Source organism: Paenibacillus planticolens (assembly GCF_013141725.1).
GTDB classification, from domain to species: Bacteria; Bacillota; Bacilli; order Paenibacillales; family NBRC-103111; genus Paenibacillus_E; species Paenibacillus_E planticolens.
Genome location: NZ_WHNZ01000015.1, coordinates 101,973 through 128,679, shown reverse-complemented (window position 1 = coordinate 128,679; position 26,707 = coordinate 101,973). Strand labels below are relative to the sequence as shown.

Below are 26,707 nucleotides of genomic sequence, written 5' to 3'. Positions count from 1 at the left end.
TTTACTTATAGATGAGAAAAACCACGAAAGATCTCCTCAAAAATGGTTCACATGCTTAAGCAAATAAAAAAAGCCCCCCTCAGATCTCCGAGAGAAGGCCTCCTTGCTTGTATAAGCTTGCCGTATAATTAAGCATCTTTAATATGCGTCTGGTCAAAATTTGGCGGATTGAACCAGTTTCCCCCACTGGCCACCCAAGTGGAATCGAGCGGCACCCAGCGATTGGACTCCTTCAGGTACACCTCATTCCAAGCGTGAGGTCCGTAGCTGCCCTGCCCGTCATAACCAAGGCCCGTTACAACCTTCACATCCAGGCCTACGGCTCTCGCCATTTGGGCATACAGTCTTGAGTAGTCGATGCATACGCCTTCTTTGGTATTGAACGTATCTTCCGGCGTCTGTTCCTTCCAAATGCGCTGTTCTTCATACAGCTTCACCTTATCCCAATCGTAATGGACCCTGCTGCCGACCCAGTTGTAAAGCAGCTTCGCCTTCTCCTCGTCCGTCGATCCCCCGGCCGTTACTTCTTTGGCTGCATCTACGATATTGCCGGGAACCTTCGCATCCAGAACTTCATATTTCCGTTGTAAAATGTTTGTGAATTCCTGCTCCACCGCGCGGGTAAACACCGGCGCCTTGTCGGCGATGAAATCGCCCGTGAAGGGAGAAATCACTTCCTTCGCCCCTTTTTGATACATCTGTGAAGATTCAATGTACGGCGCGATCATGGAATGCGGGAATAAAGTCACGTAAATAAACAGCACGGCGATGAGAATAAGAGCTCTTGCAAAACCTGCGACAGACCCTATGGCACCGCCGGAAATCGAGGAGAGAATCGAACTGCTGCGCTCCCGATAAGGATCGCGATGGGCCAGCCATCGACCGATCAACGGATCAATCAACAAATTCAGGAACTGTTTCACAATCAGATAGCCGAGCAGGAACAAAACGCCGAAACGCAGCAGCGGGAAATCACGTATGCTTGTTATAGCTGTATAATACGCTTGTTTAAGCGCGCTAATCTCTACGGACGGTACTTGCAGATTTTGATCTTTCAACCAGGTTTGAATCCATGGCGAAACGAGCCCAACACCTTTCCACGCAACAAACATGGACACGATGACGACGGCCGCCTCCACGAGCATGGAGAGCAGATGTTTGGCAGACCCGGACCCGCCCCGGAAAATACCTTGTAAGACGGAACCTGCAAAAGTGAGCACAATCACAATGGATATGAAATTGATTGAACTGGCTTTGAGCCATGTAATATCCGTCATGACCGCTCACCCTCCTTCGTATTAACCTTTTCTATTGCCCTGCGTTTTTCTTCGCCTGATCGATAAAAGCATTCAGCGCTGCATTCGCATTCATCTTGAATGTTTTGCCAAGAAAGGTAACTTGCACTTCATCCGATCCCGCTTTGCCTTCCACTTTCAGGCTCTTCGTCGTAACGAGAAAGGAACCGTCAGGATTTGCTTTGAATTGCGCTTCTTTCGCTTCGGCAGTCAACGTGCTGATCGCTTTATCTTTGACCTCATCGCCAACCTGGGCTACGACGCTTGCCCCAATATCCTTTATTTTATCCGTATAACTTGATCCGTAAACGATGAGGGCGCCGACAACGGCAATGACAACAATCCACTTCACGACAGTTTTCACAATCCCTATAACGATAAATAAAACAATAATAGCAGCTACAAGTAAATACCAACGATCCTGTGCAAATGTAATCCACTGATCCAAATGAACCCCTCCTATTTATCCAAAAGTCCCTACCTATCATACTACAGGGAATCCTTAGTCTTCATCTCTTTTTTTCCTTAGCTGCGCTAATTTCCGCTGAATCTCTTCTGTTTGATCGACTCTGCCCCGCGTTTTGCGAAAGGACTGCCGCAGGCGGAATACTAGAAAAACAGCAACACATGCGAGTAAAACAATCACATAAGCATCCATAACTTCCTCCCGTTAGAATTGTGTCATTTGCGCCGAAAGGTCATATCCATCGGACGAGCGGCGTACATCTTAAGAAAGAGACAAGACTATCTAACGAGGTGGTGAGCACATGCGCACAGCCCTTTGGCTGTACTTATTTATGTTTGTTGCTTTTTTTGATTTGCACGCGCAGTACCCGATTCTTTCTCCTTTCGCCTTATCCTTAGGAGCGGCACCTTCCTTTATTGGGCTAATTATGGGCGTATACTCGATCACGCATTTACCGGGCAATCTTATGGCTGGCTATGGCGTGGACAAATACGGCAGTAAATATTTCATCGTCTTTAGCCTGATTGTAGCAGGGATCATCTTACTTTTTCAATCCAACGTCAAAGATCCGTGGCACCTGCTTTACATTCGTTCCATTAGCGGCTTCGTGCTCGCCTTCTTATCCCCGGCCTGCCTGTCGTTGCTCGCCCGCATCGCCAAAGACAGCATCCAACAGAGCAAGCTGATGGCAGGGAACGGTCTAGTCCACACGTTGGCATCGGTTGTTTCCCCAGCGGCAGGAGCTGTTCTTGTTGCCAAGATCGGTTTTACAACATCCTTCTCCGTCCTTGGCTGGATCCTTATTGCAACCGGCGTCTTAGCCATATTCGGCGTCAAAGAAAAACAGCTGCTGGGCCAATCCGCCGGCAAACTTCCAACCCTGGACCATCACGGCCACGGCATGGTAAACGATCACTCCGACCTGCCGGCCGGGCTGTCGATTCCTTGGCTATTTTTTCTTATTCCAATGGCGCTCTCCTGCTCGCAAGGTATTTTGTTTTTTGAGCTGCCGCTGATGGAGTCTGCACGAGAATCGATCCTTACATCCGGCGTCTTTTTTACGCTAATCAGCTTAGGCGCCTTGCTAAGTATTTCCTTCTGGTTCCTGAACAAAGTTGCGCCATTTATCCGTACGGTTTGCGGAAGTTTATCGCTAGCGGCTGTATTTTTCGGATTAGCGATCCAGTGGCCGATCCCGCTGACGGTCTCACTCTTCCTTATTGGCATGGCCAAAGGCGTTATTTATCCGGCTCTCGCTGCCTTGCTTGCCAGTATCACCAGCAGCAACCGATATGGGCGTGTCTTTTCCTTGCTTTCGATCTCTTATTCCGTTGGCGCTTTTATCGGTCCAATGCTGGCCGGTCAGCTTCGCGACCATATTTCTTCTTATTTCATTGCATTTTTCGTCCTTATGCTGGCCCTTTCCCTATTGCCTCTGCGTACGTTTAAAACGCCTGTTACGACATAACGCTGCATATGCCCCGCGGCTTGAGAAGATCAAGCCGTCTTTGTGCTGTCAATCCCTGTCATTTCCCGGGAAATGGCAGCGTATTATTTGCTCAATCGTCGAATGGAATCCTTGGATCGCATGCAAAAACGGGTTATACTACAAAAAAAACCTGATGGAGGATATCCCATGTCGATCACTATCATTGTAGAAGGCAAAAACGACAAAAGCCGCTTGAAGCGCGTGGTTGATGAGAGCGTCCAGATTCTTTGCACCTTTGGAACTCCCAGCTCGCAGACCTTGGATGAATTAAGAAAGAAAGCCGGAGACAAACAAGTTTATTTGTTTACGGATAATGACGCTTCCGGCAAAAAAATCCGCTTCCTCCTGCGGGATACGTTTCCGGACTCCGAGCAAATTTATACGCGCAAAGGGTATGCCGGCGTCGAAGGAACGCCCGAAGATTATCTCATTCAGCAATTAGAAAAAGCAGGCCTGGAGGAGTATATTATATACCCGTCGCCAGATCCTGCTTTTGAATAGTTAATGCGATTAATTATTTCTCTTTGGACAAGGTAGCCACATCTTTGACAATATGGTCGGCATCCAACTCCGGATTGCTCGCATCGTAATAATTCCGCAATTTCCCTTTTTTATCAACCAGTAAAATAGCATTGGAGTGAGAGAAGTTTCCGTCCTTCTCCTTAATCACCATAATCCCGAAATCCTCTGCAAGCTTATGGACCTTCGCTTCTTCGCCGCGGAGGAACATCCATCCGGTTGGATCAGGCTTAGATTCGAACTTGGCTCCGAATTCTTTAAGCACAGCGGGCGTGTCCCGGTTGGGATCTACCGTTATAGAAATGATTTCGGATTTCGTGCCGAATAACTCTTTTTTCTTCAGCTCGTCCTGTACTTGTGTCAGTAAAAAGGTTGTCGGCATACAAACGTCGGGACAGAAGGAATAGAAGAAATAAACAAGCCTTACTTTGCCGTCCGTATCAGCGGAAGCGACTGTTTTCCCATCCAGGTCCTGCAGTTGAAAAGATGGCGACTGCTTCATGGCCGTTAATCGTTGGTCCGGCTCGCTGCTGTTCGCCCAAAGCTTATAGGCAAAAGAAGCAATCATAGCAATCAAGATAGCGCCCAGCGCCAGCTTGAACCAATTTTTCTCAAAAAAAGTACTCATCGTTGTCATCCGTCCCCAATTCTAGCTAATCTTCACAGTATCAATAACCATGAGGATCGATAAAAGTGTTAAATACATAATAGAGAAAAGAAACATACGCTTAGCCCACTGCACTTCAGCCTCACCTGTTGCCTTGAAGCCCTTCACACTCATGAACACCCAGATCAATCCGAGAATCGTGGAGCCAGCCAAAAAGAGATAACCCACATATCCGTAAGCCGTTAGCATAACGGTCACCGGCACAAGCAGAACCACATAGCGAACCATGGAAATCTTCGTTACGTAAGATCCTTTCACAACCGGTAAAAGCGGGAATCCAGCGGCGCGATATTCTTCCATACGGCGAATGCCCAGCGCCCAGAAATGCGGCGGCTGCCACAAGAACAAGAAAAGGAACACCAGAATGGCGCCTAAATCAACCGTGCCAGTAACCGCACAGTACCCGATAACCGGCGGCGTCGCGCCGGAAAATGCGCCTACGAACGTACTCCATACAGAGGTTCTTTTGAACCATGCCGTATACAGCCATACATATAAGAACAATCCGATTAATCCGATCAAAGTTGCCAATGGGGAATGCGCTCCAAAGTAAAGAACAGCCAACCCGATCGTTCCCAAAATAATGCCGTACCATAAAACAACATTAGGTCCCAGTCTTCCGCTTGGCAGCGCTCTGTTCTGCGTGCGCTCCATTTTGGCATCCATCTCACGGTCCAAATAATTGTTCAGCACCGTACCGCCAGCCATTACAAGCGCTGTTCCGAGCATCGTCATAATCAGATGCATCCAGCTTACGTCCCAGTGCGCGGCCACCCAATAACCGGCAAATGCGGTCATTAAATTGGAATAAATAATGCCCGGTTTCACCAAGCGGTAAAAATCTTTTAACGTCACAGGTTCTGCAGATGATGTCTTATTGGCTGCATCTATGGCTTCGTTCCCCAAAGAACCTTGTGGTGAACCGGCAGAAATGCTTTCATAGCTTGCTTGATTTTCCAAGTTATTGCCCTCCTCTATATCGAGCTTCCGAGCTAATTGATTGATGAACACATTTATCATACCAACCCCTACACCGTTTGACAATGAAGTGAGGGCAGTTGTCATGATATTGTCGATTCTCCTTCCAGTATGCGTGGAAAAGAAACTTGCCATTCTCTCCCAACAAAATATTAACCATTCCCAATGAGAAAGAAAAGCTGAACACTGAATGGCATCGTATTAGCACCAAATAGGGAACTGCGTTCCGCTGCCGCTCGCAAAATGCGAATGACGAAGAGGCGGTCCCAAAACTTCAACGTTCGGCCCTTTCCGCCTACTTTAACGCAGAAAAACGACGTCTCAGCTGACACATCGGGGGAACAAGGGGCTGTTCCCCATCTTTTAGCTTGTTTAACAGCGTTAACTTCAGCGTTCCACCTCTCCGCCTACTTTAACGCTTAAAAACGACGTCTCAACTGACACATCGAGGGAACCAGGGGCTGTTCCCCACCATTTAGCTTGTTTTACAGCGTTAACTTCAACGTTCTGCCATCTCCGCCTACTTTAACGCTGAAAAACGACGTCTCAGCTGACACATCGGGGGAACAAGGGGCTGTTCCCCAACTTTTAGCTTGTTTTACAGCGTTAACTTCAGCGTACCACCTCTCCGCCTACTTTAACGCTGAAAAACGACGTCTCAGCTGGAAAAACGAGGCGTGGTACACTAACTGGAGAATCTCCCTCTAAATTGCTCGAAAGATGACCTCGCAGAGAATATAGAAGGAAAAACTCCCGTTAATTTGACCGGATTCAGTAAATTCTCATGAAATTGGTGCAAATAGTTGGAGTTTTTCCGGCTAAATGAATCTGACAAGCTTCTGGAGTCAAATTAGAGGGGAATTTTTCCTTTATTATGACCACAGTAGCATAACTGCACAAAAGGCTGTCCCACAAGTCATAGAAATGACTGGAAACAGCCTCTTTGGCTAAACCCATACGTTCGAGCATGAGGAGGGAGTTGGATATGGGGCTTGAAATCGTGTTTCTTGAATTTGTCATATTTCGTACGGGTGGGCGGTTTCAAGTGCGGGGGAGTTTTTTGCTCGTGGAAATACGAGGTGAAGGAATCCTGAGTCGCATCACGCTTCGGACACAGCGGCCGTTATATTCGTGAAAAGCGTCGCGTCTCTCTGCTAAAGGACACCAGAGACTTTATTTGCCGATTTCGGGACATAATCAGTCCCCAAGTGAGCAAGTAACAGCGTTGATGTCCGTTACATGTTCGAAGAGTCCTTATCCATCGAATAAGGGCCACTCTGTCCGTTGGCGAAGACAAAGACTGCGCTAACACCAATTCGACCGGCTGAGCAAGCAGCCTCCCAAAGCTTTTGACTCCCTAACATGGAGGACTCCCCCAACAGCTATTTATTAATCATTAACGGGGTTAAGGCTAACAAGCTGCGGCGCAATTCATGCCAAGCTTGGGCAAGAACATGCTGCAATTTCCACGCATGCCTCCCCATCACCGTGACGATCATCCCGTGCTTATAAGTCAGGCTGGCTCCAATACGCACATCTTCCATGCCATTAAGCTTCTCCAGACGGGCCAACAGGTCACCCAGATGCTGCTGTTTCAAACGATCTGAAAAAACATACAGATTACCCAAGTGTGTTTCCTGCTCCCAACTCCCCGGCGCCGTAAGCTGCATCGTCTGGGGTTCAACCCTCTGGTTCTGATAATAGATCAGCTCCGTGCCATACCATACCTTCATACGATTCGTATAAAGCGAGTACTGAAAAACCTCCCCGCGCTGCGTTCGTCCCGGACATAGAATGTCCGAAATCATGCACGCGGCCCCTGGTGCAAGATGCAGCTCCGTTTCCGAGAAGAAACGGGCATCCTTGTACAGCATCAGTGGCTCGGGGATGTATTCCAGCAGCGCACCTGTTTCTACATGCAGCGATTGGCGCTGCGAGCTGCTCTGCTGCGCTAAAGAAGGGTGAACCTTCGTGAACGATTGGTTCGTAAGAAAAACACGTGCGCCCTCCTCCAGGCGCACGTTGATTTCGTAATGGTCCCCGGACATCAGTCCTGGGGAGCAGTCCATCATATAAACGCCCAACTGTTCCACGGGCTGGTCACCCGTTAACGTTCCGTTCTCATAGCGGAACGTCTTGGCGATTTTGAGCGGGGAGGCGTGATATTTGCGGACGAGCTGCGTAATGCCGCTGCGCACGGCAAATGCTGCCGTGATCTCCCCGCTCACGCTAGGCATGGGCGTACTCCTGCTCCACCCATGTGACGATATCGTCCAGCCCAGTGCCGCCCATCAAGTTGGAGAAAATATACGGACGGTCGCCGCGCATCTTCTTCGTATCCGAATCCATGACTTCCAGGCTGGCGCCTACGTACGGGGCTAAATCGATTTTGTTAATGATGAGCATATCCGACCGCATGATGCCGGGACCGCCTTTGCGGGGGATTTTCTCCCCTTGCGCAACATCAATAATATAGATGAAGCGATCCACTAATTCCGGACTGAATGCCGCAGCCAAGTTATCGCCGCCGCTCTCGATGAAAATAATATCGAGATGCTCAAAACGCTGCTCCAACTCTTCAATCGCTTCAAAATTCATCGAAGCATCCTCACGGATTGCCGTATGCGGGCATCCGCCTGTTTCCACCCCGATAATACGTTCCTCTGGCAGCGCCTCGGAACTAATAAGAATACGGGCGTCTTCCTTCGTATAAATATCATTCGTAATCACCGCGATGCTGTAGCGGTTGTTGAGCTTGCGGGCCAGACGTTCTACCAAGGCTGTTTTGCCGGAACCTACAGGTCCCCCGATGCCAATGCGCATGGGGCGGGTCCTATCGACAGATGGCTTCTCCCAGTGATGATGATGATGACCTTGTCCTTGACACATAGCCATTCCTCCTAGAATAAATTTGCGGCGCTTTGACAGGCCCGGTATGAATTAAGACATGAATAATCGCGAATACAGCGTTTCGTGCTGCATCATCGCCAGCTCTGCCGCAGGCGAATTCGTGTAAGCTTCCATGGGATCTAACTGTGCCACGCGCGGCCACTGGCTTTCGATCAGCGGAATCACCTTGGAAAGCAGCATTTGGCCCTGAGTCTGCCCCATGGACATAAGTCGGAGCGCACTATTGATGCAAGTCATCACGCAGCTGTACAAATATCCCTCCACGGCCCGATCCAGCGGCACGCCAAGGTGATAGCTCACCCATCCGTGAACAAGGGGATGATTGGCGCTGCACCGATCGGCCTTGATTGCTTCATCTAAGGGCTTCCAATTCAGCCCCGGGTACATGGCGCGCGATAGTTGAAGCAGCCTGCGCCCCATCTTTTGAACGCCGCTTCTCGCTTCACTGGATACCCGCTGCACATGCAGCATGTGGTCGAGGGCCCAAAGCCGATCCCATTCCCCTTCGGGTATATGCAAGTAGGCCGCTTTAATCACCATCGCATCTGCCGATGCCCAGCTGTGGAGGAGCATGGTGCCGATATAAGCTTCGAGCTCGTCGACAGTTTCCAGCCGTCCTTGCTGAACGAGTGTTTCCAAGCCAAAGGAATGAGAGAAGCCCCCGATCGGCAAAGCCGAATCCAGCAGCTGCTGGTAAGCAAGCCAGTGAAACCCCGAGGATTTTTCCGCTTGGTGTGCAGTTGTTCCTGCTTCCATTCCATCCATGTTCATCACCTGCATGTTTTAAAATAAGAAATATAATTGCGCCATCGGCAGCTCCGTCGCCGGCTCGCACGTAATGGCTTCCCCGTCCACTTTGACTTCATAGGTTTCCGGATTTACTTCTATAGTCGGTGTGCCATTGTTATGAATCATGTCTTTTTTCGAAACAGCGCGGCAGCCTTTCACAGGTTCAATCCGCTTTTGCAACCCCAGCTTCTCCGCTATGCCCTTGTCCAAAGCTGCTTGGGAAACGAACGTAATCGAGCTTTGTGTCAATGCCTTGCCGAAAGCCGCAAACATCGGCCGGCCGAATACCGGCTGCGGCGTTGGAATGGAGGCATTCGGATCGCCCATTTGCGCATAGGCAATGCTGCCGCCCTTGAGCACCAAATCCGGTTTAACCCCGAAAAACATCGGGCTCCAAACGACCAAATCGGCGAACTTCCCCGGCTCGATAGAACCAACCAGATGCGATACACCATGCGTAATCGCAGGGTTAATCGTATACTTAGCAATGTACCGCTTGATGCGGAAATTGTCGCCCTCTGCAGTATCCGGTGCCAGCGGCCCCCGTTGTTTCTTCATTTTATCCGCCGTTTGCCAAGTGCGAATGATCACCTCGCCAACCCGGCCCATGGCTTGGGAGTCCGAGCTCAGCATGCTGAACACGCCGAGATCATGCAGAATATCCTCCACGGCAATCGTTTCTGGCCGTATCCGCGAATCAGCGAAAGCTACATCTTCCGGAATCCGGCTGTCCAAATGATGGCAGACCATGAGCATATCCAAATGCTCCTCAATGGTATTGATCGTGTACGGCCGCGTCGGGTTGGTCGAAGACGGCAGGACATTCTCTTCGGCAGCTGCGCGAATAATATCCGGCGCATGCCCTCCGCCCGCTCCCTCTGTATGATACGTGTGAATGGTACGACCTTTAATGGCCGCCAGCGTATCCTCCAGAAATCCCGCTTCATTTAATGTGTCAGTATGAATGGCAACCTGAACATCATATTGATCGGCCGCTTCCAGACACGTGTCGATCGCTGCCGGTGTTGTTCCCCAATCTTCATGCAACTTCAAGCCGATGGCGCCGGCTTCGATTTGTTCAACTAACGGTGCCAAGAATGAGGAATTGCCCTTCCCCGTGAATCCCAAATTCATCGGAAAAGCTTCCGCAGCTTCCAGCATGCGCTGCATGTGCCAAGCACCGGGCGTACACGTTGTTGCATTCGTGCCTGTCGCCGGTCCTGTACCGCCGCCTATCATCGTCGTCACTCCGGAGGACAACGCTGTTTCGATTTGCTGCGGGCAGATGTAATGGATGTGGGCATCGATTCCCCCGGCCGTCACGATTTTCCCCTCGCCGGCGATGACCTCCGTGCTTGCTCCGACAATCAGATTCGGATGCACGCCATCCATAATATCCGGATTGCCTGCTTTGCCGATGCCGACGATATGTCCATCCTTAATCCCGATATCGCCTTTCACGATGCCCCAATGATCAATAATGACAGCATTCGTGATCAGTGTGTCCAGCACGCCTTGATCCCGGGTGGCGCCGCTGGATTGTCCCATCCCATCCCGTATCACTTTGCCTCCGCCGAATTTGCATTCGTCTCCGTAGACTGTGTAATCATGCTCAATCTGCGCCCAGAGCTCAGTATCGGCCAATCGAATGGCATCGCCTGTCGTAGGTCCGAACATGAGAGCGTAGTTCTTACGGTCTATTTGACTCATCCGCTTTTCCCTCCCATGCCTGCCATCTTTCTCGCGTCTCATCCGGCATCCGGTCTTTAAGTGCGGGGCCCCTGGTCAAGTTGTTGAGCCCATAAGATCGTTTGGCCCCGCCCAACTCGACCAATTGAACCGGCTTTTGCTCGCCGGGTTCGAATCGGACCGCCGTTCCTGCGGGAATATCCAAACGCATACCGAAGGCAAGCTCTCTCGGAAATGCCAACGCCCGGTTCACTTCAAAAAAGTGAAAATGCGATCCCACCTGAACCGGACGATCGCCTGTATTCGTGACAATGATCTCCACGGTTTGTCTTCCTGTATTCATTTCGATGCTGCCCTTGCTTATTCGGTATTCTCCCGGAACCATCTTCTCGCCCCTTTCGATTCATCGTGTCCTTCATTAGGTAATGGGTTCGTGAACGGTCACCAGTTTGGTGCCATCCGGGAACGTAGCTTCTACCTGAACCTCATGAATCATTTGAGGAACGCCTTCCATGACCTGCTCTGCTCTCAAAATAGTCGTACCGAAGGCCATCAACTGAGCTACCGTCATGCCGTCTCTTGCGCCTTCCATAATCTCAGATGTGATCAATGCGATGCTCTCGGGATAATTCAGCTTTACGCCTCTGTTCAGCCTTCGCCGCGCCAAGTCTGCGGCTACTGTAATGAGGAGCTTTTCTTTCTCACGCTCAGTTAAATGCACATGATCACCTCTTCAAAACCGAATAATGTTAATCCTTTACACTCATTATATTCGGGTATTTTATGATTGTAAATCTTATATGTCATATATAGTGACATCAATCACGAAAAAAATCGCTGGAAAATTTCTGATTTGCACATTTCAAACAAAGATTCAGCATTTCTCTGTGCATGGATAACAAATTAAAACCGATTCATGTCATATACATTGACATAATCCTTTTGCCCACTTTATCATAGGCGGTGTAATCCAAATCTTGTTAAGTAAGGGAGTGGGAAGGAAAATGAGAGAGCTAAGAAACAAAGGGAAACTCACAGCCGCTTTAAGCATGGCCTTGATATTGGTCATAGCTGGCTGTGCAAAGTCGGAGCCTACTGCATCCACTGCAACAACTACACCTATGGCAACTAAGGCGGCAGAAGTAAAAGCGGAGTCGAAGGATGAGACTGTACCTGTTGGTATTCTTCACTCTCTGACGGGCACGATGTCCATCAGTGAAGTATCGGTAAGAGATGCGGAGCTGATGGCGATTGATGAAATCAATGCAGCTGGGGGACTCTTAGGCAAGAAACTTAAGCCCGTCATTGAAGACGGCGCATCCGATTGGCCTACTTTTGCAGAGAAAACTAAGAAGTTGCTGCAGAAGGACAGTGTTGTCACAATCTTCGGTTGCTGGACATCTGCCAGCCGCAAAGCGGTTCTTCCGGTCGTCGAGCAAAACAAAGGACTGCTGTGGTATCCGGTTCAATATGAAGGTATTGAATCCTCTCCTAGCATTTTCTACATAGGCGCAACAACGAACCAGCAAATTATCCCCGCAGTAACTTGGCTCCTCCAAAACAAAGGCAAGAAATTCTACCTCCTTGGCTCTGACTACGTCTTCCCGAGAACAGCCAACAAAATTATTAAAGAGCAGCTGAAAGCCGAAGGCGGTACGCTTGTCGCAGAAGAGTACACTCCGCTCGGACACACCGATTACAATACGATTATTAGCAAAATCAAAAAAGAGAAGCCGGATGTTGTTTTCAACACGCTGAACGGCGACAGCAACGTAGCCTTCTTCAAGCAATTGAAAGACGCAGGCATCAGTGCCAAAGACTTAACAACCATGTCTGTCAGTATCGCCGAGGAAGAGGTTCGCGGGATCGGAGCCTCAGTTCTAGATGGACACTATACAGCTTGGAATTACTATCAAACAACGGATACGCCGGAGAATAAGAAATTCGTCGCCGCCTACAAAGCGAAATATGGCAAAGACCGCGTGACCGATGATCCGATCGAAGCCGGTTATACAGCTGTGTACCTCTGGGCTGAGGCCGTCAAAAAAGCAGGCTCCTTCGATGTAGAGAAAGTAAAAGCCGCCGCCAAAGGCATCGAGTGGAATTCACCGGAAGGCAAAGTCACGATTGACGGAGAGAACCAGCATATTTCCAAAACAGCGCGTATCGGCCAAATTGGCGCTGACGGGCAAATTAAAGAAGTATGGAATTCCGGTCAAGCGCTGAAGCCCGATCCTTTCCTCAAAACGTACCCGTGGGGAGCCGAAGTAACCAAGAAATAAAGATCTCGTTCTTGAAGCCAGGACCGCCTTGCGGCAGTCCTGGGTTTCCTTATTTCACTCGGGGTTCATTAGGGGGGAAGCAATGCCATGAGTCTGCTGCTGCTTCAATTATTCAACGGCCTGAGCCTAAGCTCCATCCTGCTCCTGATCGCCATCGGGCTCGCCATTACATTCGGCCTTATGAATGTCATGAACATGGCCCACGGCGAATTTATTATGATCGGAGCTTACATGGCCTATCTGGTCCAGCACTGGTTCCAGAAATTTCTGCCTGCCTCGGCTTTCGGCTGGTATTTTATCGTTTCTCTCGCCGTCGCCTTTGCCGTCGCCTTTCTCATCGGTTGGCTGCTGGAAGTGTGCCTTATCCGGTTCATGTACGGCAGACCGTTAGACAGCCTGCTAGCAACTTGGGGCGTCAGCTTAGCTTTACAGCAGGTTGCCAGATCCATCTTCGGCGCACCCAATGTCGCGGTGAAAGCTCCCGATTGGCTGGAAGGCGGACTTCATCTCACGGCTGATCTTATCCTTCCATACAAGCGGCTCTTCATGATCGCCCTGGTCGCCCTATGCATCTTCGTCATCTATATGTACTTATACCACTCTGCCGGCGGCAGGCGGATGAGAGCCGTCATGCAGAATCGCCAAATGGCTGCCTGCCTCGGTATTTCGACACGCAGAGTCGATGCGCAATCCTTCGCCTTCGGCTCCGCTATGGCCGGCATTGCCGGATGCGCCTTAACGCTCGTTGGACCTATCGGACCGACGATAGGCACTTACTATATCGTGGACGCCTTCATGGTTGTTGTGCTTGGCGGAATCGGGAAGCTGATCGGCACCGTTGCCGGAGCCTTGGGGATCGGCGTTTTCAATACAGCCCTTGAATATACGACAAGCGCTACGCTTGGGAAAGTACTCGTCTTCACACTCATCATCGCCTTCCTGCAATGGAAACCGATGGGACTTGTGACGATCCGTTCAAGATCCCTAGACTGAAGAAAGGAAGTGGCCTCTTCCATGCTCTTAGCCGGAAAATCCAAGATGAAACTGCTGGTTTATACCGTTTTTTTGGTCGCGATGGCATTAGCGCCGCTGTATTTGTCCGATTTCCGCCTGTCGCTTCTCGGTAAGTTTCTCGCTTATGCCATTATTGCCATGGGCATTGACCTCATTTGGGGCTACACCGGCATTTTGAGTCTCGGCCACGGCGTTTATTTCGGACTTGGCGCCTACTGTATGGCCATGCATCTGAAGCTCGCCGCGAGTCCCGGTCAGCTGCCTGATTTCATGTCCTGGAGCGGCGTAGAAAGCTTGCCCTGGTTCTGGATTCCTTTTCACTGGGCAGGAGCAGCCTTTCTGTTAGCCCTCATCATACCTATGATTGTCGCCTTCATTCTAGGCTATTTTACGTTCCGCAACCGAATTAAGGGGGCCTTCTTCTCCATCTTGTCACAAGCGCTTGTCATTATTACGGTTACGCTGTTTGTCGGCCAGCAAGGATACACGGGAGGAACCAACGGGCTCACCAACTTTGATTCTTTTTTAGGCCTAAACTTGCAAGCACAGTCAACGAAGCTGTTCTTTTTCTATCTCACCTTAGCCGTGGTTTTCGTCGTCCTGCTTCTCTGCACCCTGCTCGTTAGCAGCCGCATGGGCAACATTCTCACCGCCATTCGCGACGGAGAGAATCGCGTACGCTTCATCGGATACAATCCCGTAACGTACAAAGTATTCATATACTGCGTATCCGCAGGATTGGCCGGACTGGCCGGCGTGCTCTTCATCCTGCAAGAAGGGATCATCTCCCCTGCGCAGATGGGGATTGTCCCCTCGATTGAAATGGTGCTTTGGGTCGCCATCGGCGGGCGCTCCACGATCGGAGGCGCTGTTCTCGGGGCATTGGTAACCAACGCAGCCAAAACCACATTCAGTGAAGCCTATCCGGCCTGGTGGCCCATCATGCTCGGCGCCATGTTCATCATTGTCGTGCTTCTGCTGCCCAAAGGCATTGTCGGCACGATTGCCCATTACACGGCTAATTGGAAGAAGCCCCTGCTGCCTAAGCCGATTTCTTCCTCGCAAGAAGCCAGATAGCCATTCAGAACAATTTGTTGATGAACAAAGAAGGAGGAACATCCCATGCTCGGACAATTAGCAGAGCAACAACCTGTACCCGGAGCAACTATACTGAGCGTAAAAGGACTTGAGGTAAGCTTCGACGGATTCAAAGCTTTGCGCAATCTGGACTTTTCCTTGGCATACGGAGAACTTCGGTTTCTCATTGGCCCAAACGGAGCCGGTAAAACAACGCTTCTGGATGTCATTTGCGGGAAGGTAAAGCCTTCGCTGGGCCATGTCTACTTCAAGGATTCTATTGATCTTGCCAAGCATCAGGAGCATCAAATCGCACAGCTTGGCATTGGACGGAAGTTCCAGGCGCCATCTGTCTTTTCAACCTTAACCGTATTTGAAAATCTGGCTTTGTCGATGAAACAAAAGCGCGGCCTGCTTAGCGCCCTATGGGCCAAGACGACAAGCGAGCAGCGGGATCGCTTGCACCAAAGGCTGGCCATGATCGGACTGCAGCACAAAGCCAAAGAACGAGCCGGCTCCCTTTCTCACGGGGAGAAGCAGTGGCTTGAAATTGGTATGCTGCTCATGCAGGAGCCTGATCTCCTGCTCCTTGACGAGCCGGCTGCGGGAATGACCGATAGCGAAACGGAGAAGACCGGCGAGCTTCTACATCAAATCGCGGCCAACCAAACGATCATCGTGGTCGAACACGATATGGCGTTCGTTCGTCAATTTGCCAAAACGGTCACGGTGCTACATGAAGGCACCGTCCTTCGCGAAGGCACGATGCAGGACATTCAGAACGACGAGAAGGTCGCCGAAGTTTATCTGGGAAGGAGAGTGGAGCGCGGTGCTTAATCTTCAGAACATCGAGGCAGGCTATGGAGAAAGCATGGTCGTTCGCCATGTGAATTTGCTCGTAAAACCGGGACAGATCGTTTGTCTTATGGGACGAAACGGAGTCGGAAAATCAACGCTGATGAAGAGCATCATGGGGCTCATTAAGCCTAAATCCGGTTCAATTCAATATAACGAACGAGATATCACGTCATTCCCTCCGGATCGGCGGGCGAAAGCCGGCATCGGCTACGTGCCGCAAGGCCGTGAAATCTTCCCTCAGCTGACCGTTGAGGAGAACCTGATGCTAGGCCTGGAAGCAGCGACAGACGGGAGAAAGAAGCTACCCGACTCTCTCTTCGACACCTTCCCCGTGCTGCGCCAAATGCTTCACCGTAAAGGCGGGGATCTCAGCGGCGGTCAGCAGCAGCAGTTAGCCATAGCCCGCGCCCTGGCTCCCGGTCCGAAGCTTCTGCTGCTGGATGAGCCTATGGAGGGCATCCAACCTTCCATCGTTATGGAAATCGAAGCCATTATCGAAGCCATTAAACGAAGCAGGGAAATCGCCGTCTTATTGGTCGAGCAAAGTTTGGAATTCGCAACAAGCATCGCAGACTATTACTATGTCATAGACCGGGGCACTGTCGCCGCCGAAGGTCATGCCGAGCAATTGAATGAAGAGCAAGTCCGAAAGCACTTAACGGTATGATTTTTAATGCGAATGCTCACCCTACTATAGGAAGCTGGATTACTTGACCTAAGCGATTAGGCTGCAAGTACCGTCCGGCTTCCTTTTTTTCTTGGGACGATAATAAAATTTTATTACTTTGAACTAGACGGCACAAAATGGATAATGATAACATGTCTATATAGGATCGAATGTTGCGTCCGGCATATCGAGCACCGAGCCTTTTGAAGGAAAAGGAGGGGAACGTTTATGTCTAAGGTTTTAATTATTGAAGATGATTTAAGTATTGGTGAAATGATGTCTATTTATTTGTACGAAGAAGGCTATCAAGTCAAGCGAGCGGAAAACGGCCGTCAAGGAGAAATCCTATTCCGAGAGTTCAATCCGGATGTAATCGTTCTTGATATCATGCTGCCTGATGTTGATGGGATCCAGCTTTGCACATCCTTCCGGACCTCATCTAACATCCCAATTCTCATGGTTTCAGCGAAAAGCGAAGTTTCCGACCGCATCAGGGGTCTGCAAACAGGGGCGGATGATTACTTATGTAAACCCTTTTCCATGAGAGAACTTGCGGCAAGGGTACAAGCTTTACTACGGCGTTCAACTGCATTTGCACACGTAGCGACAGCCGCTGCGGATGCCTCCACCGATCAAATCGTCCACTTGGATCTCGAGAAACGTTGTCTTTATGTCCAGCACAAATTGATTGAGACCACATTCTCCGAATTCGAGATTATGAAGCTATTATGGCAAAATCAAGGCCGTGTATTCAGTCGAGAAGAGCTTTTGAACCGGGTTCGCGGTTTCGATTCCTATGTAACTGATAGAGCTATAGACGTACATATCGCAAACCTTCGCAAGAAAATAGAAACCGATCCGAAAGAGCCCAAATATATTAAAACGGTTTGGGGTGTCGGTTATAAATTTTTACTGAATTAAGCTCCCCTCCGGAGCTTTTTTTATTTTGAAAAGGGAACGGAATTTAGTCACCAAATAGGCGGATGCACAATATGATGAGGTGTATGCTACACAAGAAGAAAGCTTCCACAAGGAAAGCTCCAAGGAGGATTTACAGTTATGTTGAATAACCCTTACAAAATTGGCAACCAAGCGCAAATGCCATCATTCGGGGGAACTCCATACCCGGCCTACCCGGTTCCGACAGCGGTCACGAATAAAATGGTTCCCATGCAGCCCAGCGGCTCCATGCTGCCGCCTGCAGGAGCCGGCTTGCAAACAGGCGTAAACGTGCCGGGCCTTCCGATGGAAGAGTCATACATCGAAAATATTCTTCGCTTAAACCTCGGCAAAATGGCCACCCTCTACATGACATACGAGAATAACTCGGAATGGAACGCCAAAATTTTCAAAGGCAGATTGGAAGCCGCAGGACGCGATCATATTATCATCAGCGATCCCGCAACTGGCATGCGTTTCTTGCTGCTCATGGTCAATCTGGATTACATTACGTTCGACGAAGAGCTGAATTACTCCTATCCATATGCACAGAGAAGATAATAGGTTCCGCCAAAAACCGCTAATCCGAACAGGAGCAGCGGTTTTTTTATCATGTTTAGGCTATCGGTGAAAAATGCCACATATGCAGCTTCCGCAAGCCGCCTTCAATCCACTCGTCCCATGTGCCTTGATCCTCCCCGCTTCCCGTCAATCGTTTTTCCTTCAAAGCGGTATACTCCTCATAGGTCATTTCATTCCAGACTTCTACAAACAGCCCCGGTTGATCTGTTCCTTGGAGCAGCTCCAAACGCCCTTCCCTCTGCTGCCATTCCTGCATATAGATGAGAAAGGAGTCCCGGAAATCGGGTTTTATGGTATACTCTACAAAAACTTTAGACATTTTTAGATCTCCCTCTGATTTATTTTTTGCTCCAAAATGGTAAACTAATAAGAAGACGGAATATGACCTTAGGAGGAGAAACCCACTTGGACACAGGTACACATCTTGTTATTGGCTTAGGGTTAGCAGGACTGTCGCAGATTGATCCCAGCGTCTCCGCGGATTCAGCGGCTACCACTGCTGTCTTCATCGGAACCGTCATTGGTTCACAGATTCCGGATGTGGACGGGCTGCTTCGCTTCAAAGGCAACGCCACGTACATTCGCAATCATCGCGGTCGGTCCCACTCTTTGCCGGCCTTACTCATTTGGACGCTATTGATCACCGGAGCACTGGCTCTTTTCTTTCACGGAATCTCGCTGATGCATTTAGGCATGTGGGTGGGGATCGCGGTTTGTTTTCACGTTTTCAGTGATTGTTTCAACACATACGGTACACAAGCTGTTCGCCCTTTTTCTGAAAAGTGGGTATCGTGGAACATCATCCACATCTTTGATCCCTTTATCTTTTCGAGCCATATCGCGGCCATCTTCATGTGGTCCTTCCACGTCGCAAGCCCGAAACTAATTTTTCCAACGCTGTATGGTCTCATCGCCCTTTACTACATTTGGCGTACACTTGACCATTACATCGTAGAAAAAAGCCTTTATCGAAAAGATCCTACTTTTCAGCACGGCGATCAATACACACTTATTGTAACATTCAACCTCTATGTCTGGAATGTCGTGAAACGAAGAGCTGACGGCACTTACCAACTGGGCGAGCTTAAAAATGCCAAACTGAAATGGCTCGATACCGTGAAATGCGACGATCATCCGGCCGTTGAGGCATCCAAACAAAATGAAGATATTCGGGCTCTGCTCTATTTCTCTTCCTTCACCTGCGCAGAAGTCAAAGAACATCGCTGGGGCTATGAGGTTAGATGGGCGGATGTGCGCTATCGCCACCGCAAGCAATATCCGTTCGTAGGCGTTATCCACATGGATCACAATTACAAAACGCTCGACTCCTACGTAGGCTGGGTGAACGATACCAGACTGGAGAAGAAGCTTCGGGTGGATCTTTATTAAAAAGAAGAGGCGCGTTCGATAACGCGTCTTTTCCAATGTTTGTTTGCACGAAAAAAGCCCAGAGGTTTTTTAGGCCTCTGGGCTTTATATTGCAACAATCGGGAAAAGCTATTAACGAGCGGGCCGTTTCCTAGCTGCGGAAGCCGGATTGACCAGCCAACGTTTGCTCAGCGATTTGCACCAGACGACGAGTAATGTTACCCCCGATTGAACCAGCATCGCGAGTAGCCATATAACCCATGTAACCGTCTTGAGGAATTTGGATGCCCAGTTCTTGAGCTACCTCATATTTCATTTGATTTAAAGCTGCTGTAGCTTGTGGAACTGCCAGTGTGTTGCTGCTACGAGATTGTGCCATAAGGATCAGACTCCTTTCAGTCAGCTATGTTCTTTGATGTATTTGCAAGCTTGCAAACATAGTATGTGGAGGAAATGAATTTATATGCACAGCGAACAAAAAAGTTTAGAATAAGAAGACAATGTTCAAACTTCTAGAAAGTAGGTCACGTTCATGAGTAAACCGCTCGCACTTCTATTTGCTGTTGTCGGCACACTGCTGCTGGCTACCATCTCTTTATTTATCGCTCTTCGGCAGCCATGGATGATCCTCGTTTGTTCGATCATCGCATTAGGCTTTATCGGTTACGGCTTTGCCGTGAAGGCAAAGATTCGCAGAAAAAATTCACGGCCGTAACTTGACCGTCTGCACAAAAAAGAGCTCGAACACCAGTTGTTCGAGCTCTTTCGCTTTCTTCATCAAATATTGTCGAGCGAAAGCCACTCGAATGAGTTACCAAACAAAAAAAAGCTGTCCCTGTCATTTCTATGACTTATGGGTCAGCCTTTTGTGCAGCTATGCTTCTATGGTCAAAATAAAGGGAAAACCCCCCTCTAATTTGACTTCAGAAGCTTGTCAGATCCAATTAGCCGGAAAAACTCCCTCTATTTGCACCGATTTCGTGAGAACCTACTAAATCCAGTCAAATTAACGGGAAGTTTTCCTGCTATTTTCCCTGTGGGGTACCTTTCGAGCAAATTAGAGGGAAATTTTCCCGTTAGCTCCCTTCGCCTCGTCACTTTCTTTTAGATAACTACGAAGCCCATCCGTTTCTTCACTTCAAGCAGCGTTTGGTCAGCTACCTCTGCGGCTTCCTGCGCGCCTTTTCGCAAAATGTCGAAAATTTCTCCCGACTTGCGAATCTCATGGTACCGCTGCTGAATCGGCTCGAGGACAGCTACGATCTGTTCAGCCAGATCTTTTTTGAAAGGACCATAGCCCTGCCCGTCATATTTGGCCTCGATCTCAGCTACGCTCATCTCCGCAAAGTGCGAGTAGATCGAGATCAGGTTGCTGACTTCAGGCTTATTCTGCGGATCATACTTCACTTCACGGCCGGAATCTGTAACAGCACGGCTAAGCTTCTTACGGATGACTGCCGGATCATCCAGCATGGCGATGTAACTGCCCGCATTCGGGCTGCTTTTGCTCATCTTCTTGGAGGCATCGTCGAGCGACATGATTCTCGCACCAATCTCAGGCATATAAGGCTGCGGCATCACGAACATATCGCCAAAACGGTTGTTGAACCGATTAGCCAAGTCACGCGTAAGCTCCAAATGCTGCTTCTGGTCGTCCCCGACCGGGATCAGATCGGCATTGTACAGAAGAATGTCAGCCGCCATCAGAGACGGATACGTAAAGAGACCGGCACCGACGGATTCCTTGCCTTCCGATTTATCCTTAAACTGCGTCATGCGTTCCAGCTCGCCCATGTGCGTCAGCGTCGTCATAATCCAGCCGAGCTCCGCGTGTGCGTGAACATGGGATTGCAGGAAGATGGACGCTTTATTCGGGTCAAGTCCTGCGGCAATATAAAGTGAAGCGATCGATTCCGTTTGTTCCTTCAGCGCTGCCGGATCCTGCGGAACCGTAATGGCGTGCATATCCACGACCATAAAATAGCAGCGGTGCAAATGCTGCAGCTTGACATAGTTGCGAAGAGCGCCGATATAATTGCCAATCGTCAGCTGGCCGCTCGACTGCATGCCTGATAATACTCTTTTCATTGTGTAAGTCCCTCCAAATTGTATAGTGTGTTAGCTTGCGAACGGGCGCGTTTGTCAAGGTAGATGCGAAGCAAAAGTATAAAACTTATACTTTCTTATCTACTAAAAAAGACAACAAAAAGGCCTCTCCCCGCAAGGGACGAGAGACCGTGGTACCACCCTAATTTGTCCGTGCATGCAGCATTGCCCACACAGACCTTCAGGCTCTTGTAACGGAGAGCAGCCGTTTGGCATACTTGACAGATGCGGATGTTTATCCGGCCTAGGTTCCGGCAACCCTCATCCTGTGTTCAGCCTCAAGCTCAAGGATCCATTCGGTTTGATCGTTTCACCGGTTCGCACCAACCACCGGCTCTCTGAGAAACGGGAGACAAACGTACTTGTTCCTGTCATCGCTTATTGATTTTATATAATTATACACCTTGACTTTTCAATGTCAACCAAGGTCTTTGTCCTATCTCGCCATGCATGGACATAGGATAGGTAACATACTATCCTTCCATTCACGGACAGAGGGGGGTCAACGAATTGTCATCAACACTGTACCGGTGGAGTCTTCCGGTCTCCACGGTGATTTGCGCATTTCTGCTCATCCTTATTGTAACGACGAGAGAGCCTCCTCCGATTGGGCTGATTCTGACAGATACCAGGCTCGTCTTTGCCGCCTTTATGGACATTTTTCTCGACGCCCTCCCCTTCATGTTCATGGGTGTCCTTCTCTCTACCGTCGTTGAAAACTTCATTCCTGAAGCTTTCATCCGGCGAATGACACCTAAGCATCCGCTTGGAGGCGTCCTGTTTGCCTGCGCGCTGGGAATCATGTTCCCGCTCTGCGAATGCGGCATGATTCCTTTCGTTCGCAGGCTCATGCGCAAAGGCATGCCCGTGTACATTGCCGTCATCTTCATTCTCGTCGGGCCGATTCTGAATCCGATCGTTTTCGCCTCGACCTTCATGGCTTTCCGCAGCGAGCCGGCAATGGCTTATTCGCGCATGGGGCTCACCTTTGGCGTCGCGTTAATCGTCGGGCTTCTGCTGACGCGATTTTTGAAGAGCAGCCCGTTACGCCACGCGCATAACCATGACGCCCATCATCACCATGATCATGATCACAGCCACAGCCACGACCATAGCCACGATCATGAACATCATCACGGCCACCATCACGCACATGGTGACGGCCGGTTGGCCACGATGCTCAGTCACGGCACATCCGAGCTGTTCGAAATGAGCAAATACTTAATGCTGGGCGCATTCTTAACCGCTTTGATCCAAACCTTCGTCGCCCAAGACAGTTTATCCGAAATTGGCCAAGGCACTCTAGTCTCTCACGTGTTTATGATGGGCTTTGCCTATTTGCTCTCTCTATGCTCTACGACGGATGCCTTCGTGGCCGCTTCTTTCGCCAAGACGTTCTCTCCTGGCTCCCTGCTGGCCTTCCTCGTATTCGGTCCGATGATCGATGTCAAAAGCACGCTGATGCTGCTCTCTATATTCAAAGCGCGCTTCGTGCTCACGTTATCCATCGTCGTTGCTGTAACGGTTTTCACAGGTTCTTTGCTTTTTATGCACTTCTTTTTGTGAAAAGACATATCAAAAAACGGCCAGGGCAATTTAGCCCTGGCCGTTTAACATACTAACATTTAGATTTTCAAAATCGCTCCGGCACTTGCATTCGTCACCATTTTGGTGTAGCGCGCCAAATATCCGGTACGGATTTTCGGCTCGAACTCTGTCCAGCTTTCGCGGCGCTTCGCAAACTCTTCATCGCTGATTTGCAATTCGATTTTGCGGCCATCCATATCCACATCGATAATGTCGCCGTCTTGTACGAAAGCAAGAGGTCCGCCCTCAGCCGCCTCAGGAGACATATGGCCGATGGAGATACCGCGGGATGCCCCGGAGAAACGTCCGTCCGTAATCAAGGCAACTTTCGCGCCGAGACCCATACCGACGATTTGGGATGTAGGAGCCAGCATTTCCGGCATACCAGGTCCGCCTTTCGGTCCTTCGTAGCGGATTACGACAACATGGCCTTCTTTCACTTTGCCGTTAGCGATGCCGTACAGCGCCTCGTCTTGGGAGTTAAAGCAGATCGCAGGACCTACGTGACGTCCGCCTACGGATTTATCTACCGCTCCGACCTTCACGATACTGCCTTCAGGAGCAAGGTTTCCAAACAGTACAGCAAGTCCGCCTCTTTCGCTGTGCGGGTTGCTAAGCGGACGAATAACGTCCGTATTTTGAATTTCGCAGCCAGCGACGTTCTCACGCAGCGTTTTGGCGGTAACGGACAGACGGTCTCCGTCGAATGCGCCCGGCTTTTTCAAAAGTTCATTAATAACCGCACTGACACCGCCGGCTAAATGCACATCTTCAATGTGATAGTCGGAAGCCGGAGCGATTTTGGCAAGGTGAGGAACGCGCTCTGCCACTTCGTTAATACGCGCAATCGGGTAATCGATGCCTGCTTCAGCAGCGATAGCCAGTGTGTGAAGCACGGTATTTGTGGAACCGCCCATCGCCATATCAAGCGCAAACGCGTTGTCAATCGCTTCAATTGTCACGATATCGCGAGGCTTGATGTCTTTCTCGATCAATGTCATCAATTGCTTCGCGCAGTCTTTCACGAATTGCTTGCGCTCTTCGGCAACAGCCAGGATCGTACCGTTCCCTGGCATCGCAAGGCCAAGGCCTTCTGCCAAACAGTTCATGGAGTTGGCTGTGAACATGCCGGAGCAGGATCCGCAAGTCGGACAACCGTATTGTTCAAGCTCTTCCAGACCTGCTTCATCCAATTTACCAGCTTGGAAAGCTCCTACGCCTTCGAATACGGAGGACAAGGAAATGGATTTACCGTTTTTATCTTTACCGGCTTTCATTGGGCCACCGCTGACTAACATCGTAGGGATGTTAACGCGAAGCGCACCCATGATCATGCCAGGCGTAATTTTATCACAGTTAGGAATACAGATAAGACCATCGAACCAGTGTGCGTTTACAACCGTTTCCAAGGAATCGGCAATAATTTCACGGCTTGGCAAAGAGTAACGCATGCCGATATGACCCATGGCAATACCGTCGTCAACACCGATCGTGTTAAACTCGAAAGGAACGCCGCCTGCTTCACGAATCGCTTCCTTCACAAGCTTTCCAAATTCTTGCAAATGAACATGCCCGGGAATAATGTCTATATAAGAGTTACAAACCGCAATAAACGGCTTGCCGAAATCTTCCTCTTTCACACCGGCTGCACGCAGCAAACTGCGGTGCGGAGCGCGGTCGAACCCTTTTTTAATCATGTCGCTACGCTGTTTTGGATGAGCCATTCTCTATTCCTCCTAGATTACAATTCTTTTGTAAAAACAATGAATCTATCATATCATACTTTTCGTCAAATTTCTTCCTTTAGTGTACTGACGCGTCAATGTAAAAGCAAGAGCTTATTTTCTGCCAAAATCAGCCTTGATTTCTCCCCACTTCTTCGTATCCCATTTCACGATTTTATTCGTATAACTGTTGGTCCGCAGCCACTTCAACGCCCGGTCCACAAGCGTCCAAATCTCCTCCGTTGAGGCATCCCGGACCAAATTGGTCGAAACTTCCTTTTTACGAATCCAGCTTAAAGCCGTCACGGAATCCGTATAAATGGTTTTGCTGCTGCCCTGCTTCTTCAGATACGCCAATCCGTGCACAATGGCAAGGAATTCACCCAAGTTGTTCGTGCCCTTGGCAATAGGACCTTGATAAAACAAAATCTTGCCGGTTCGCGTATCGACGCCCTTGTACTCCACAATGCCCGGATTCCCGGAGCACCCGACATCGACGGATAGACTGTCATAGTCCACTTCCGGAGCGGTCTCAGGGGTAGCTGACTTGCCCCCGGAAGCAGACGCCGCTCCTGATTTCCCTCCGAAATTCAGCGATTTCTGCCAGCCCTTTTCCAAAGCCTGACGAGCCTCCGCTTCTGATTCATACGATTTAAATCTCGCTTGCGGATACCCTTTCGTCTGTGCCTGACAATCGGCCCACGATCGATAGATCCCGGGTTGATGCCCCACCCAAACGACATAATATTTCACTGCTGCCATCCTATTCACTCCGTCGTTGTTGATGTAATTGATGTACGAGCCCTTCAACCACTTTCACCGTATCGGCAAAATAGGGCCTATAATCCAAACCTTGGATAAACGCCAAGTAGGTTTCCCCGATCTCTAATACCTGCTTCCTGTAACGATCGGCAGAGATGCGGTGGGTCTCGAGTTCGCGGTACGTCCCGTTGGTGCGCTCTTCAACGGATATGAGCTCCACTTCTTCGTCCGGCAAATGATGGACGACGAACGAAAATCCTCTGCACTCCGGATCTCCGCAGCCGCATACGAAGAAAGGCATTTGCTCCCATTGATCGGGCGGGGCAAACCGATTCGGCGCCGTGTCATGCAGCGCACTGTATAAGAGCGCAGGGAGCCCTACATCGATGCATAGCGGCTCTTCGATAAGAAGGCTGTCTTCCACCGCCATGCGGACATCCGCTTGTATGATTTGCAAATCCTTATCCAGGGACCAGCCCTTTACCGATAGTTCAAACATCATTCCGCCTCCGATCTCCCGTTGCTTTTCTTATTATAACAAAGACTGTCCGATCCTGCTTTTCAGCTTTATATGCGCTTGGTGGAAATTTCCAGAAATCAGCATGAGTATTATTTGCAAAAGAGATTATACTACCTATTACTGGAGGTGATATCAGATGGCAGGACAATCTCGCAGCAGCAACACTTTAGTTGTTCCACAAGCTACAGCAGCTTTGGATCAAATGAAATTCGAAGTTGCTCAAGAACTAGGTATCCAGATTCCTCAAGACGGCTACTATGGCTACATGACGTCCCGTGATACAGGCTCTATTGGGGGCCACATCACACGTCGACTTGTTCAAATCGCTGAACAACAGCTAGCAGGCAGCAGCGCTAACAGATTCAGCAGATAACAACCTCTCCTATACTTAAACGAACGGGGGCTTTCCTTCAAGTAGC

The 26,707-nt window shown here is 49.6% G+C and carries 30 protein-coding genes and 1 other annotated feature; of the genes, 13 read left to right on the top strand and 17 right to left on the bottom strand.

Going from position 1 to position 26,707, the window contains the following annotated elements; genetic code table 11:
* Positions 1-128: 128 nt before the first annotated feature.
* From GC097_RS06880 to GC097_RS06870, 3 genes are read right to left on the bottom strand one after another with little or no spacing between them, the layout of a single operon-like run.
* The gene (locus GC097_RS06880) at positions 129-1,277 is read right to left on the bottom strand and encodes a transglutaminase domain-containing protein (protein WP_171682585.1); all 1,149 of its coding nucleotides are present in this window, start codon (positions 1,275-1,277) and stop codon (positions 129-131) included.
* A gap of 31 nt (positions 1,278-1,308) precedes the next feature.
* Positions 1,309-1,743, bottom strand: coding sequence for a hypothetical protein (locus GC097_RS06875; protein WP_171682584.1), 435 nt, complete (start codon positions 1,741-1,743; stop codon positions 1,309-1,311).
* A gap of 54 nt (positions 1,744-1,797) precedes the next feature.
* Positions 1,798-1,953, bottom strand: a complete 156-nt coding sequence (locus GC097_RS06870; RefSeq protein WP_167062290.1) for a hypothetical protein — start codon at positions 1,951-1,953, stop codon at positions 1,798-1,800.
* A 109-nt stretch (positions 1,954-2,062) separates the two neighbouring features.
* On the opposite strand from GC097_RS06870, the gene GC097_RS06865 reads away from it, so the two are divergent.
* Both GC097_RS06865 and GC097_RS06860 read left to right on the top strand, forming a co-directional pair.
* Complete coding sequence (locus GC097_RS06865; protein WP_171682583.1) at positions 2,063-3,229, top strand: MFS transporter; 1,167 nt, start codon at positions 2,063-2,065, stop codon at positions 3,227-3,229.
* A 168-nt stretch (positions 3,230-3,397) separates the two neighbouring features.
* On the top strand, positions 3,398-3,751 hold the full coding sequence (locus GC097_RS06860; RefSeq protein WP_171682582.1) for a toprim domain-containing protein: 354 nt from the start codon (positions 3,398-3,400) through the stop codon (positions 3,749-3,751).
* Positions 3,752-3,764: 13 nt separating this feature from the next.
* Here the strand turns inward: GC097_RS06860 and GC097_RS06855 are convergent, their stop codons facing one another.
* From GC097_RS06855 to GC097_RS06820, 8 genes are all read right to left on the bottom strand, one after another.
* Positions 3,765-4,397, bottom strand: coding sequence for an SCO family protein (locus GC097_RS06855; protein WP_171682581.1), 633 nt, complete (start codon positions 4,395-4,397; stop codon positions 3,765-3,767).
* A 21-nt stretch (positions 4,398-4,418) separates the two neighbouring features.
* Positions 4,419-5,396: a heme o synthase gene (cyoE, locus tag GC097_RS06850; protein ID WP_246294019.1), complete on the bottom strand. Its 978-nt coding sequence runs from the start codon at positions 5,394-5,396 to the stop codon at positions 4,419-4,421.
* A gap of 1,400 nt (positions 5,397-6,796) precedes the next feature.
* Positions 6,797-7,651 (bottom strand): urease accessory protein UreD, encoded by an 855-nt coding sequence (locus GC097_RS06845; RefSeq protein ID WP_171682580.1) that lies wholly within the window; start codon positions 7,649-7,651, stop codon positions 6,797-6,799.
* Positions 7,644-8,303 carry an urease accessory protein UreG gene (ureG, locus tag GC097_RS06840; protein ID WP_171682579.1) on the bottom strand — a complete coding sequence of 220 codons (660 nt, stop codon included), beginning with the start codon at positions 8,301-8,303 and terminating at the stop codon, positions 7,644-7,646. Before ureG ends, GC097_RS06845 begins: the two co-directional genes overlap by 8 nt.
* Positions 8,304-8,354: 51 nt before the next feature.
* Positions 8,355-9,104: an urease accessory protein UreF gene (locus GC097_RS06835; RefSeq protein WP_312875624.1), complete on the bottom strand. Its 750-nt coding sequence runs from the start codon at positions 9,102-9,104 to the stop codon at positions 8,355-8,357.
* 3 nt (positions 9,105-9,107) lie between these two features.
* Positions 9,108-10,823 carry an urease subunit alpha gene (gene ureC, locus GC097_RS06830; RefSeq protein WP_171682578.1) on the bottom strand — a complete coding sequence of 572 codons (1,716 nt, stop codon included), beginning with the start codon at positions 10,821-10,823 and terminating at the stop codon, positions 9,108-9,110.
* Positions 10,804-11,187 carry an urease subunit beta gene (gene ureB / locus GC097_RS06825; RefSeq protein WP_171682577.1) on the bottom strand — a complete coding sequence of 128 codons (384 nt, stop codon included), beginning with the start codon at positions 11,185-11,187 and terminating at the stop codon, positions 10,804-10,806. The genes ureC and ureB overlap by 20 nt, the downstream gene beginning before the upstream one ends.
* Positions 11,188-11,220: 33 nt before the next feature.
* Entirely contained in the window at positions 11,221-11,523 is a 303-nt protein-coding gene (locus tag GC097_RS06820) for an urease subunit gamma (protein ID WP_171682576.1), read from the bottom strand.
* 283 nt (positions 11,524-11,806) lie between these two features.
* Between GC097_RS06820 and urtA the strand changes: the two genes are divergently transcribed.
* The 7 genes from urtA to gerQ all read left to right on the top strand — a co-directional run bounded on the left by urtA (position 11,807) and on the right by gerQ (position 18,200).
* Positions 11,807-13,084: an urea ABC transporter substrate-binding protein gene (gene urtA, locus GC097_RS06815; protein WP_246294018.1), complete on the top strand. Its 1,278-nt coding sequence runs from the start codon at positions 11,807-11,809 to the stop codon at positions 13,082-13,084.
* 87 nt (positions 13,085-13,171) lie between these two features.
* Positions 13,172-14,077, top strand: coding sequence for an urea ABC transporter permease subunit UrtB (urtB, locus tag GC097_RS06810; protein WP_171682575.1), 906 nt, complete (start codon positions 13,172-13,174; stop codon positions 14,075-14,077).
* 21 nt (positions 14,078-14,098) lie between these two features.
* Positions 14,099-15,175 carry an urea ABC transporter permease subunit UrtC gene (gene urtC, locus GC097_RS06805; protein ID WP_171682574.1) on the top strand — a complete coding sequence of 359 codons (1,077 nt, stop codon included), beginning with the start codon at positions 14,099-14,101 and terminating at the stop codon, positions 15,173-15,175.
* A 45-nt stretch (positions 15,176-15,220) separates the two neighbouring features.
* On the top strand, positions 15,221-16,012 hold the full coding sequence (gene urtD / locus GC097_RS06800) for an urea ABC transporter ATP-binding protein UrtD (RefSeq protein ID WP_171682573.1): 792 nt from the start codon (positions 15,221-15,223) through the stop codon (positions 16,010-16,012).
* On the top strand, positions 16,005-16,700 hold the full coding sequence (gene urtE, locus GC097_RS06795) for an urea ABC transporter ATP-binding subunit UrtE (RefSeq protein WP_171682572.1): 696 nt from the start codon (positions 16,005-16,007) through the stop codon (positions 16,698-16,700). The genes urtD and urtE overlap by 8 nt, the downstream gene beginning before the upstream one ends.
* Before the next feature lie 228 nt (positions 16,701-16,928).
* On the top strand, positions 16,929-17,621 hold the full coding sequence (locus GC097_RS06790) for a response regulator transcription factor (RefSeq protein ID WP_171682571.1): 693 nt from the start codon (positions 16,929-16,931) through the stop codon (positions 17,619-17,621).
* Positions 17,622-17,759: 138 nt separating this feature from the next.
* The gene (gene gerQ / locus GC097_RS06785; RefSeq protein WP_246294016.1) at positions 17,760-18,200 is read left to right on the top strand and encodes a spore coat protein GerQ; all 441 of its coding nucleotides are present in this window, start codon (positions 17,760-17,762) and stop codon (positions 18,198-18,200) included.
* A 55-nt stretch (positions 18,201-18,255) separates the two neighbouring features.
* Here gerQ and GC097_RS06780 read toward each other — a convergent pair whose 3' ends face one another.
* Positions 18,256-18,540, bottom strand: a complete 285-nt coding sequence (locus GC097_RS06780; RefSeq protein WP_171682570.1) for a hypothetical protein — start codon at positions 18,538-18,540, stop codon at positions 18,256-18,258.
* A gap of 86 nt (positions 18,541-18,626) precedes the next feature.
* On the opposite strand from GC097_RS06780, the gene GC097_RS06775 reads away from it, so the two are divergent.
* Positions 18,627-19,610: a metal-dependent hydrolase gene (locus GC097_RS06775; protein WP_171682569.1), complete on the top strand. Its 984-nt coding sequence runs from the start codon at positions 18,627-18,629 to the stop codon at positions 19,608-19,610.
* A gap of 130 nt (positions 19,611-19,740) precedes the next feature.
* Here GC097_RS06775 and GC097_RS06770 read toward each other — a convergent pair whose 3' ends face one another.
* On the bottom strand, positions 19,741-19,968 hold the full coding sequence (locus tag GC097_RS06770; protein ID WP_171682568.1) for an alpha/beta-type small acid-soluble spore protein: 228 nt from the start codon (positions 19,966-19,968) through the stop codon (positions 19,741-19,743).
* A 153-nt stretch (positions 19,969-20,121) separates the two neighbouring features.
* Here GC097_RS06770 and GC097_RS06765 point away from each other — a divergent pair, with 153 nt between their 5' ends.
* Complete coding sequence (locus tag GC097_RS06765; RefSeq protein ID WP_171682567.1) at positions 20,122-20,304, top strand: DUF5325 family protein; 183 nt, start codon at positions 20,122-20,124, stop codon at positions 20,302-20,304.
* A gap of 389 nt (positions 20,305-20,693) precedes the next feature.
* Here GC097_RS06765 and trpS read toward each other — a convergent pair whose 3' ends face one another.
* On the bottom strand, positions 20,694-21,677 hold the full coding sequence (trpS, locus tag GC097_RS06760) for a tryptophan--tRNA ligase (RefSeq protein ID WP_171682566.1): 984 nt from the start codon (positions 21,675-21,677) through the stop codon (positions 20,694-20,696).
* 132 nt (positions 21,678-21,809) lie between these two features.
* Positions 21,810-22,079: a binding site (T-box leader), on the bottom strand.
* 126 nt (positions 22,080-22,205) lie between these two features.
* Between trpS and GC097_RS06755 the strand changes: the two genes are divergently transcribed.
* Positions 22,206-23,261, top strand: coding sequence for a permease (locus tag GC097_RS06755; protein ID WP_216625675.1), 1,056 nt, complete (start codon positions 22,206-22,208; stop codon positions 23,259-23,261).
* Positions 23,262-23,320: 59 nt separating this feature from the next.
* Here the strand turns inward: GC097_RS06755 and ilvD are convergent, their stop codons facing one another.
* From ilvD to GC097_RS06740, 3 genes are all read right to left on the bottom strand, one after another.
* Positions 23,321-25,006, bottom strand: coding sequence for a dihydroxy-acid dehydratase (ilvD, locus tag GC097_RS06750; RefSeq protein ID WP_171682565.1), 1,686 nt, complete (start codon positions 25,004-25,006; stop codon positions 23,321-23,323).
* 114 nt (positions 25,007-25,120) lie between these two features.
* Positions 25,121-25,768: a ribonuclease H gene (rnhA, locus tag GC097_RS06745; RefSeq protein ID WP_171682564.1), complete on the bottom strand. Its 648-nt coding sequence runs from the start codon at positions 25,766-25,768 to the stop codon at positions 25,121-25,123.
* Between the two features lies 1 nt (position 25,769).
* Positions 25,770-26,267, bottom strand: coding sequence for a hypothetical protein (locus GC097_RS06740; RefSeq protein ID WP_171682563.1), 498 nt, complete (start codon positions 26,265-26,267; stop codon positions 25,770-25,772).
* A 157-nt stretch (positions 26,268-26,424) separates the two neighbouring features.
* Between GC097_RS06740 and GC097_RS06735 the strand changes: the two genes are divergently transcribed.
* Entirely contained in the window at positions 26,425-26,661 is a 237-nt protein-coding gene (locus GC097_RS06735; protein ID WP_171682562.1) for an alpha/beta-type small acid-soluble spore protein, read from the top strand.
* The last annotated feature ends 46 nt before the right edge of the window (positions 26,662-26,707 follow it).

Excerpts from the sequence above, each read along its gene's own strand:
- urtD (WP_171682573.1), top strand. The coding sequence starts at position 15,221 with ATGCTCGGACAATTAGCAGAGCAACAACCTGTACCCGGAGCAACTATA.
- GC097_RS06790 (WP_171682571.1), top strand. The coding sequence starts at position 16,929 with ATGTCTAAGGTTTTAATTATTGAAGATGATTTAAGTATTGGTGAAATG.
- urtA (WP_246294018.1), top strand. The coding sequence starts at position 11,807 with ATGAGAGAGCTAAGAAACAAAGGGAAACTCACAGCCGCTTTAAGCATG.
- GC097_RS06770 (WP_171682568.1), bottom strand. The coding sequence starts at position 19,968 with ATGGCACAATCTCGTAGCAGCAACACACTGGCAGTTCCACAAGCTACA.
- ureC (WP_171682578.1), bottom strand. The coding sequence starts at position 10,823 with ATGAGTCAAATAGACCGTAAGAACTACGCTCTCATGTTCGGACCTACG.
- urtB (WP_171682575.1), top strand. The coding sequence starts at position 13,172 with ATGAGTCTGCTGCTGCTTCAATTATTCAACGGCCTGAGCCTAAGCTCC.
- ilvD (WP_171682565.1), bottom strand. The coding sequence starts at position 25,006 with ATGGCTCATCCAAAACAGCGTAGCGACATGATTAAAAAAGGGTTCGAC.
- GC097_RS06740 (WP_171682563.1), bottom strand. The coding sequence starts at position 26,267 with ATGTTTGAACTATCGGTAAAGGGCTGGTCCCTGGATAAGGATTTGCAA.
- GC097_RS06860 (WP_171682582.1), top strand. The coding sequence starts at position 3,398 with ATGTCGATCACTATCATTGTAGAAGGCAAAAACGACAAAAGCCGCTTG.
- GC097_RS06845 (WP_171682580.1), bottom strand. The coding sequence starts at position 7,651 with ATGCCTAGCGTGAGCGGGGAGATCACGGCAGCATTTGCCGTGCGCAGC.
- GC097_RS06780 (WP_171682570.1), bottom strand. The coding sequence starts at position 18,540 with ATGTCTAAAGTTTTTGTAGAGTATACCATAAAACCCGATTTCCGGGAC.
- trpS (WP_171682566.1), bottom strand. The coding sequence starts at position 21,677 with ATGAAAAGAGTATTATCAGGCATGCAGTCGAGCGGCCAGCTGACGATT.
- GC097_RS06865 (WP_171682583.1), top strand. The coding sequence starts at position 2,063 with ATGCGCACAGCCCTTTGGCTGTACTTATTTATGTTTGTTGCTTTTTTT.
- ureB (WP_171682577.1), bottom strand. The coding sequence starts at position 11,187 with ATGGTTCCGGGAGAATACCGAATAAGCAAGGGCAGCATCGAAATGAAT.
- GC097_RS06870 (WP_167062290.1), bottom strand. The coding sequence starts at position 1,953 with ATGGATGCTTATGTGATTGTTTTACTCGCATGTGTTGCTGTTTTTCTA.
- GC097_RS06765 (WP_171682567.1), top strand. The coding sequence starts at position 20,122 with ATGAGTAAACCGCTCGCACTTCTATTTGCTGTTGTCGGCACACTGCTG.
- GC097_RS06835 (WP_312875624.1), bottom strand. The coding sequence starts at position 9,104 with ATGCAGGTGATGAACATGGATGGAATGGAAGCAGGAACAACTGCACAC.
- GC097_RS06855 (WP_171682581.1), bottom strand. The coding sequence starts at position 4,397 with ATGAGTACTTTTTTTGAGAAAAATTGGTTCAAGCTGGCGCTGGGCGCT.
- rnhA (WP_171682564.1), bottom strand. The coding sequence starts at position 25,768 with ATGGCAGCAGTGAAATATTATGTCGTTTGGGTGGGGCATCAACCCGGG.
- ureG (WP_171682579.1), bottom strand. The coding sequence starts at position 8,303 with ATGTGTCAAGGACAAGGTCATCATCATCATCACTGGGAGAAGCCATCT.
- GC097_RS06880 (WP_171682585.1), bottom strand. The coding sequence starts at position 1,277 with ATGACGGATATTACATGGCTCAAAGCCAGTTCAATCAATTTCATATCC.
- gerQ (WP_246294016.1), top strand. The coding sequence starts at position 17,760 with ATGTTGAATAACCCTTACAAAATTGGCAACCAAGCGCAAATGCCATCA.
- urtC (WP_171682574.1), top strand. The coding sequence starts at position 14,099 with ATGCTCTTAGCCGGAAAATCCAAGATGAAACTGCTGGTTTATACCGTT.
- GC097_RS06735 (WP_171682562.1), top strand. The coding sequence starts at position 26,425 with ATGGCAGGACAATCTCGCAGCAGCAACACTTTAGTTGTTCCACAAGCT.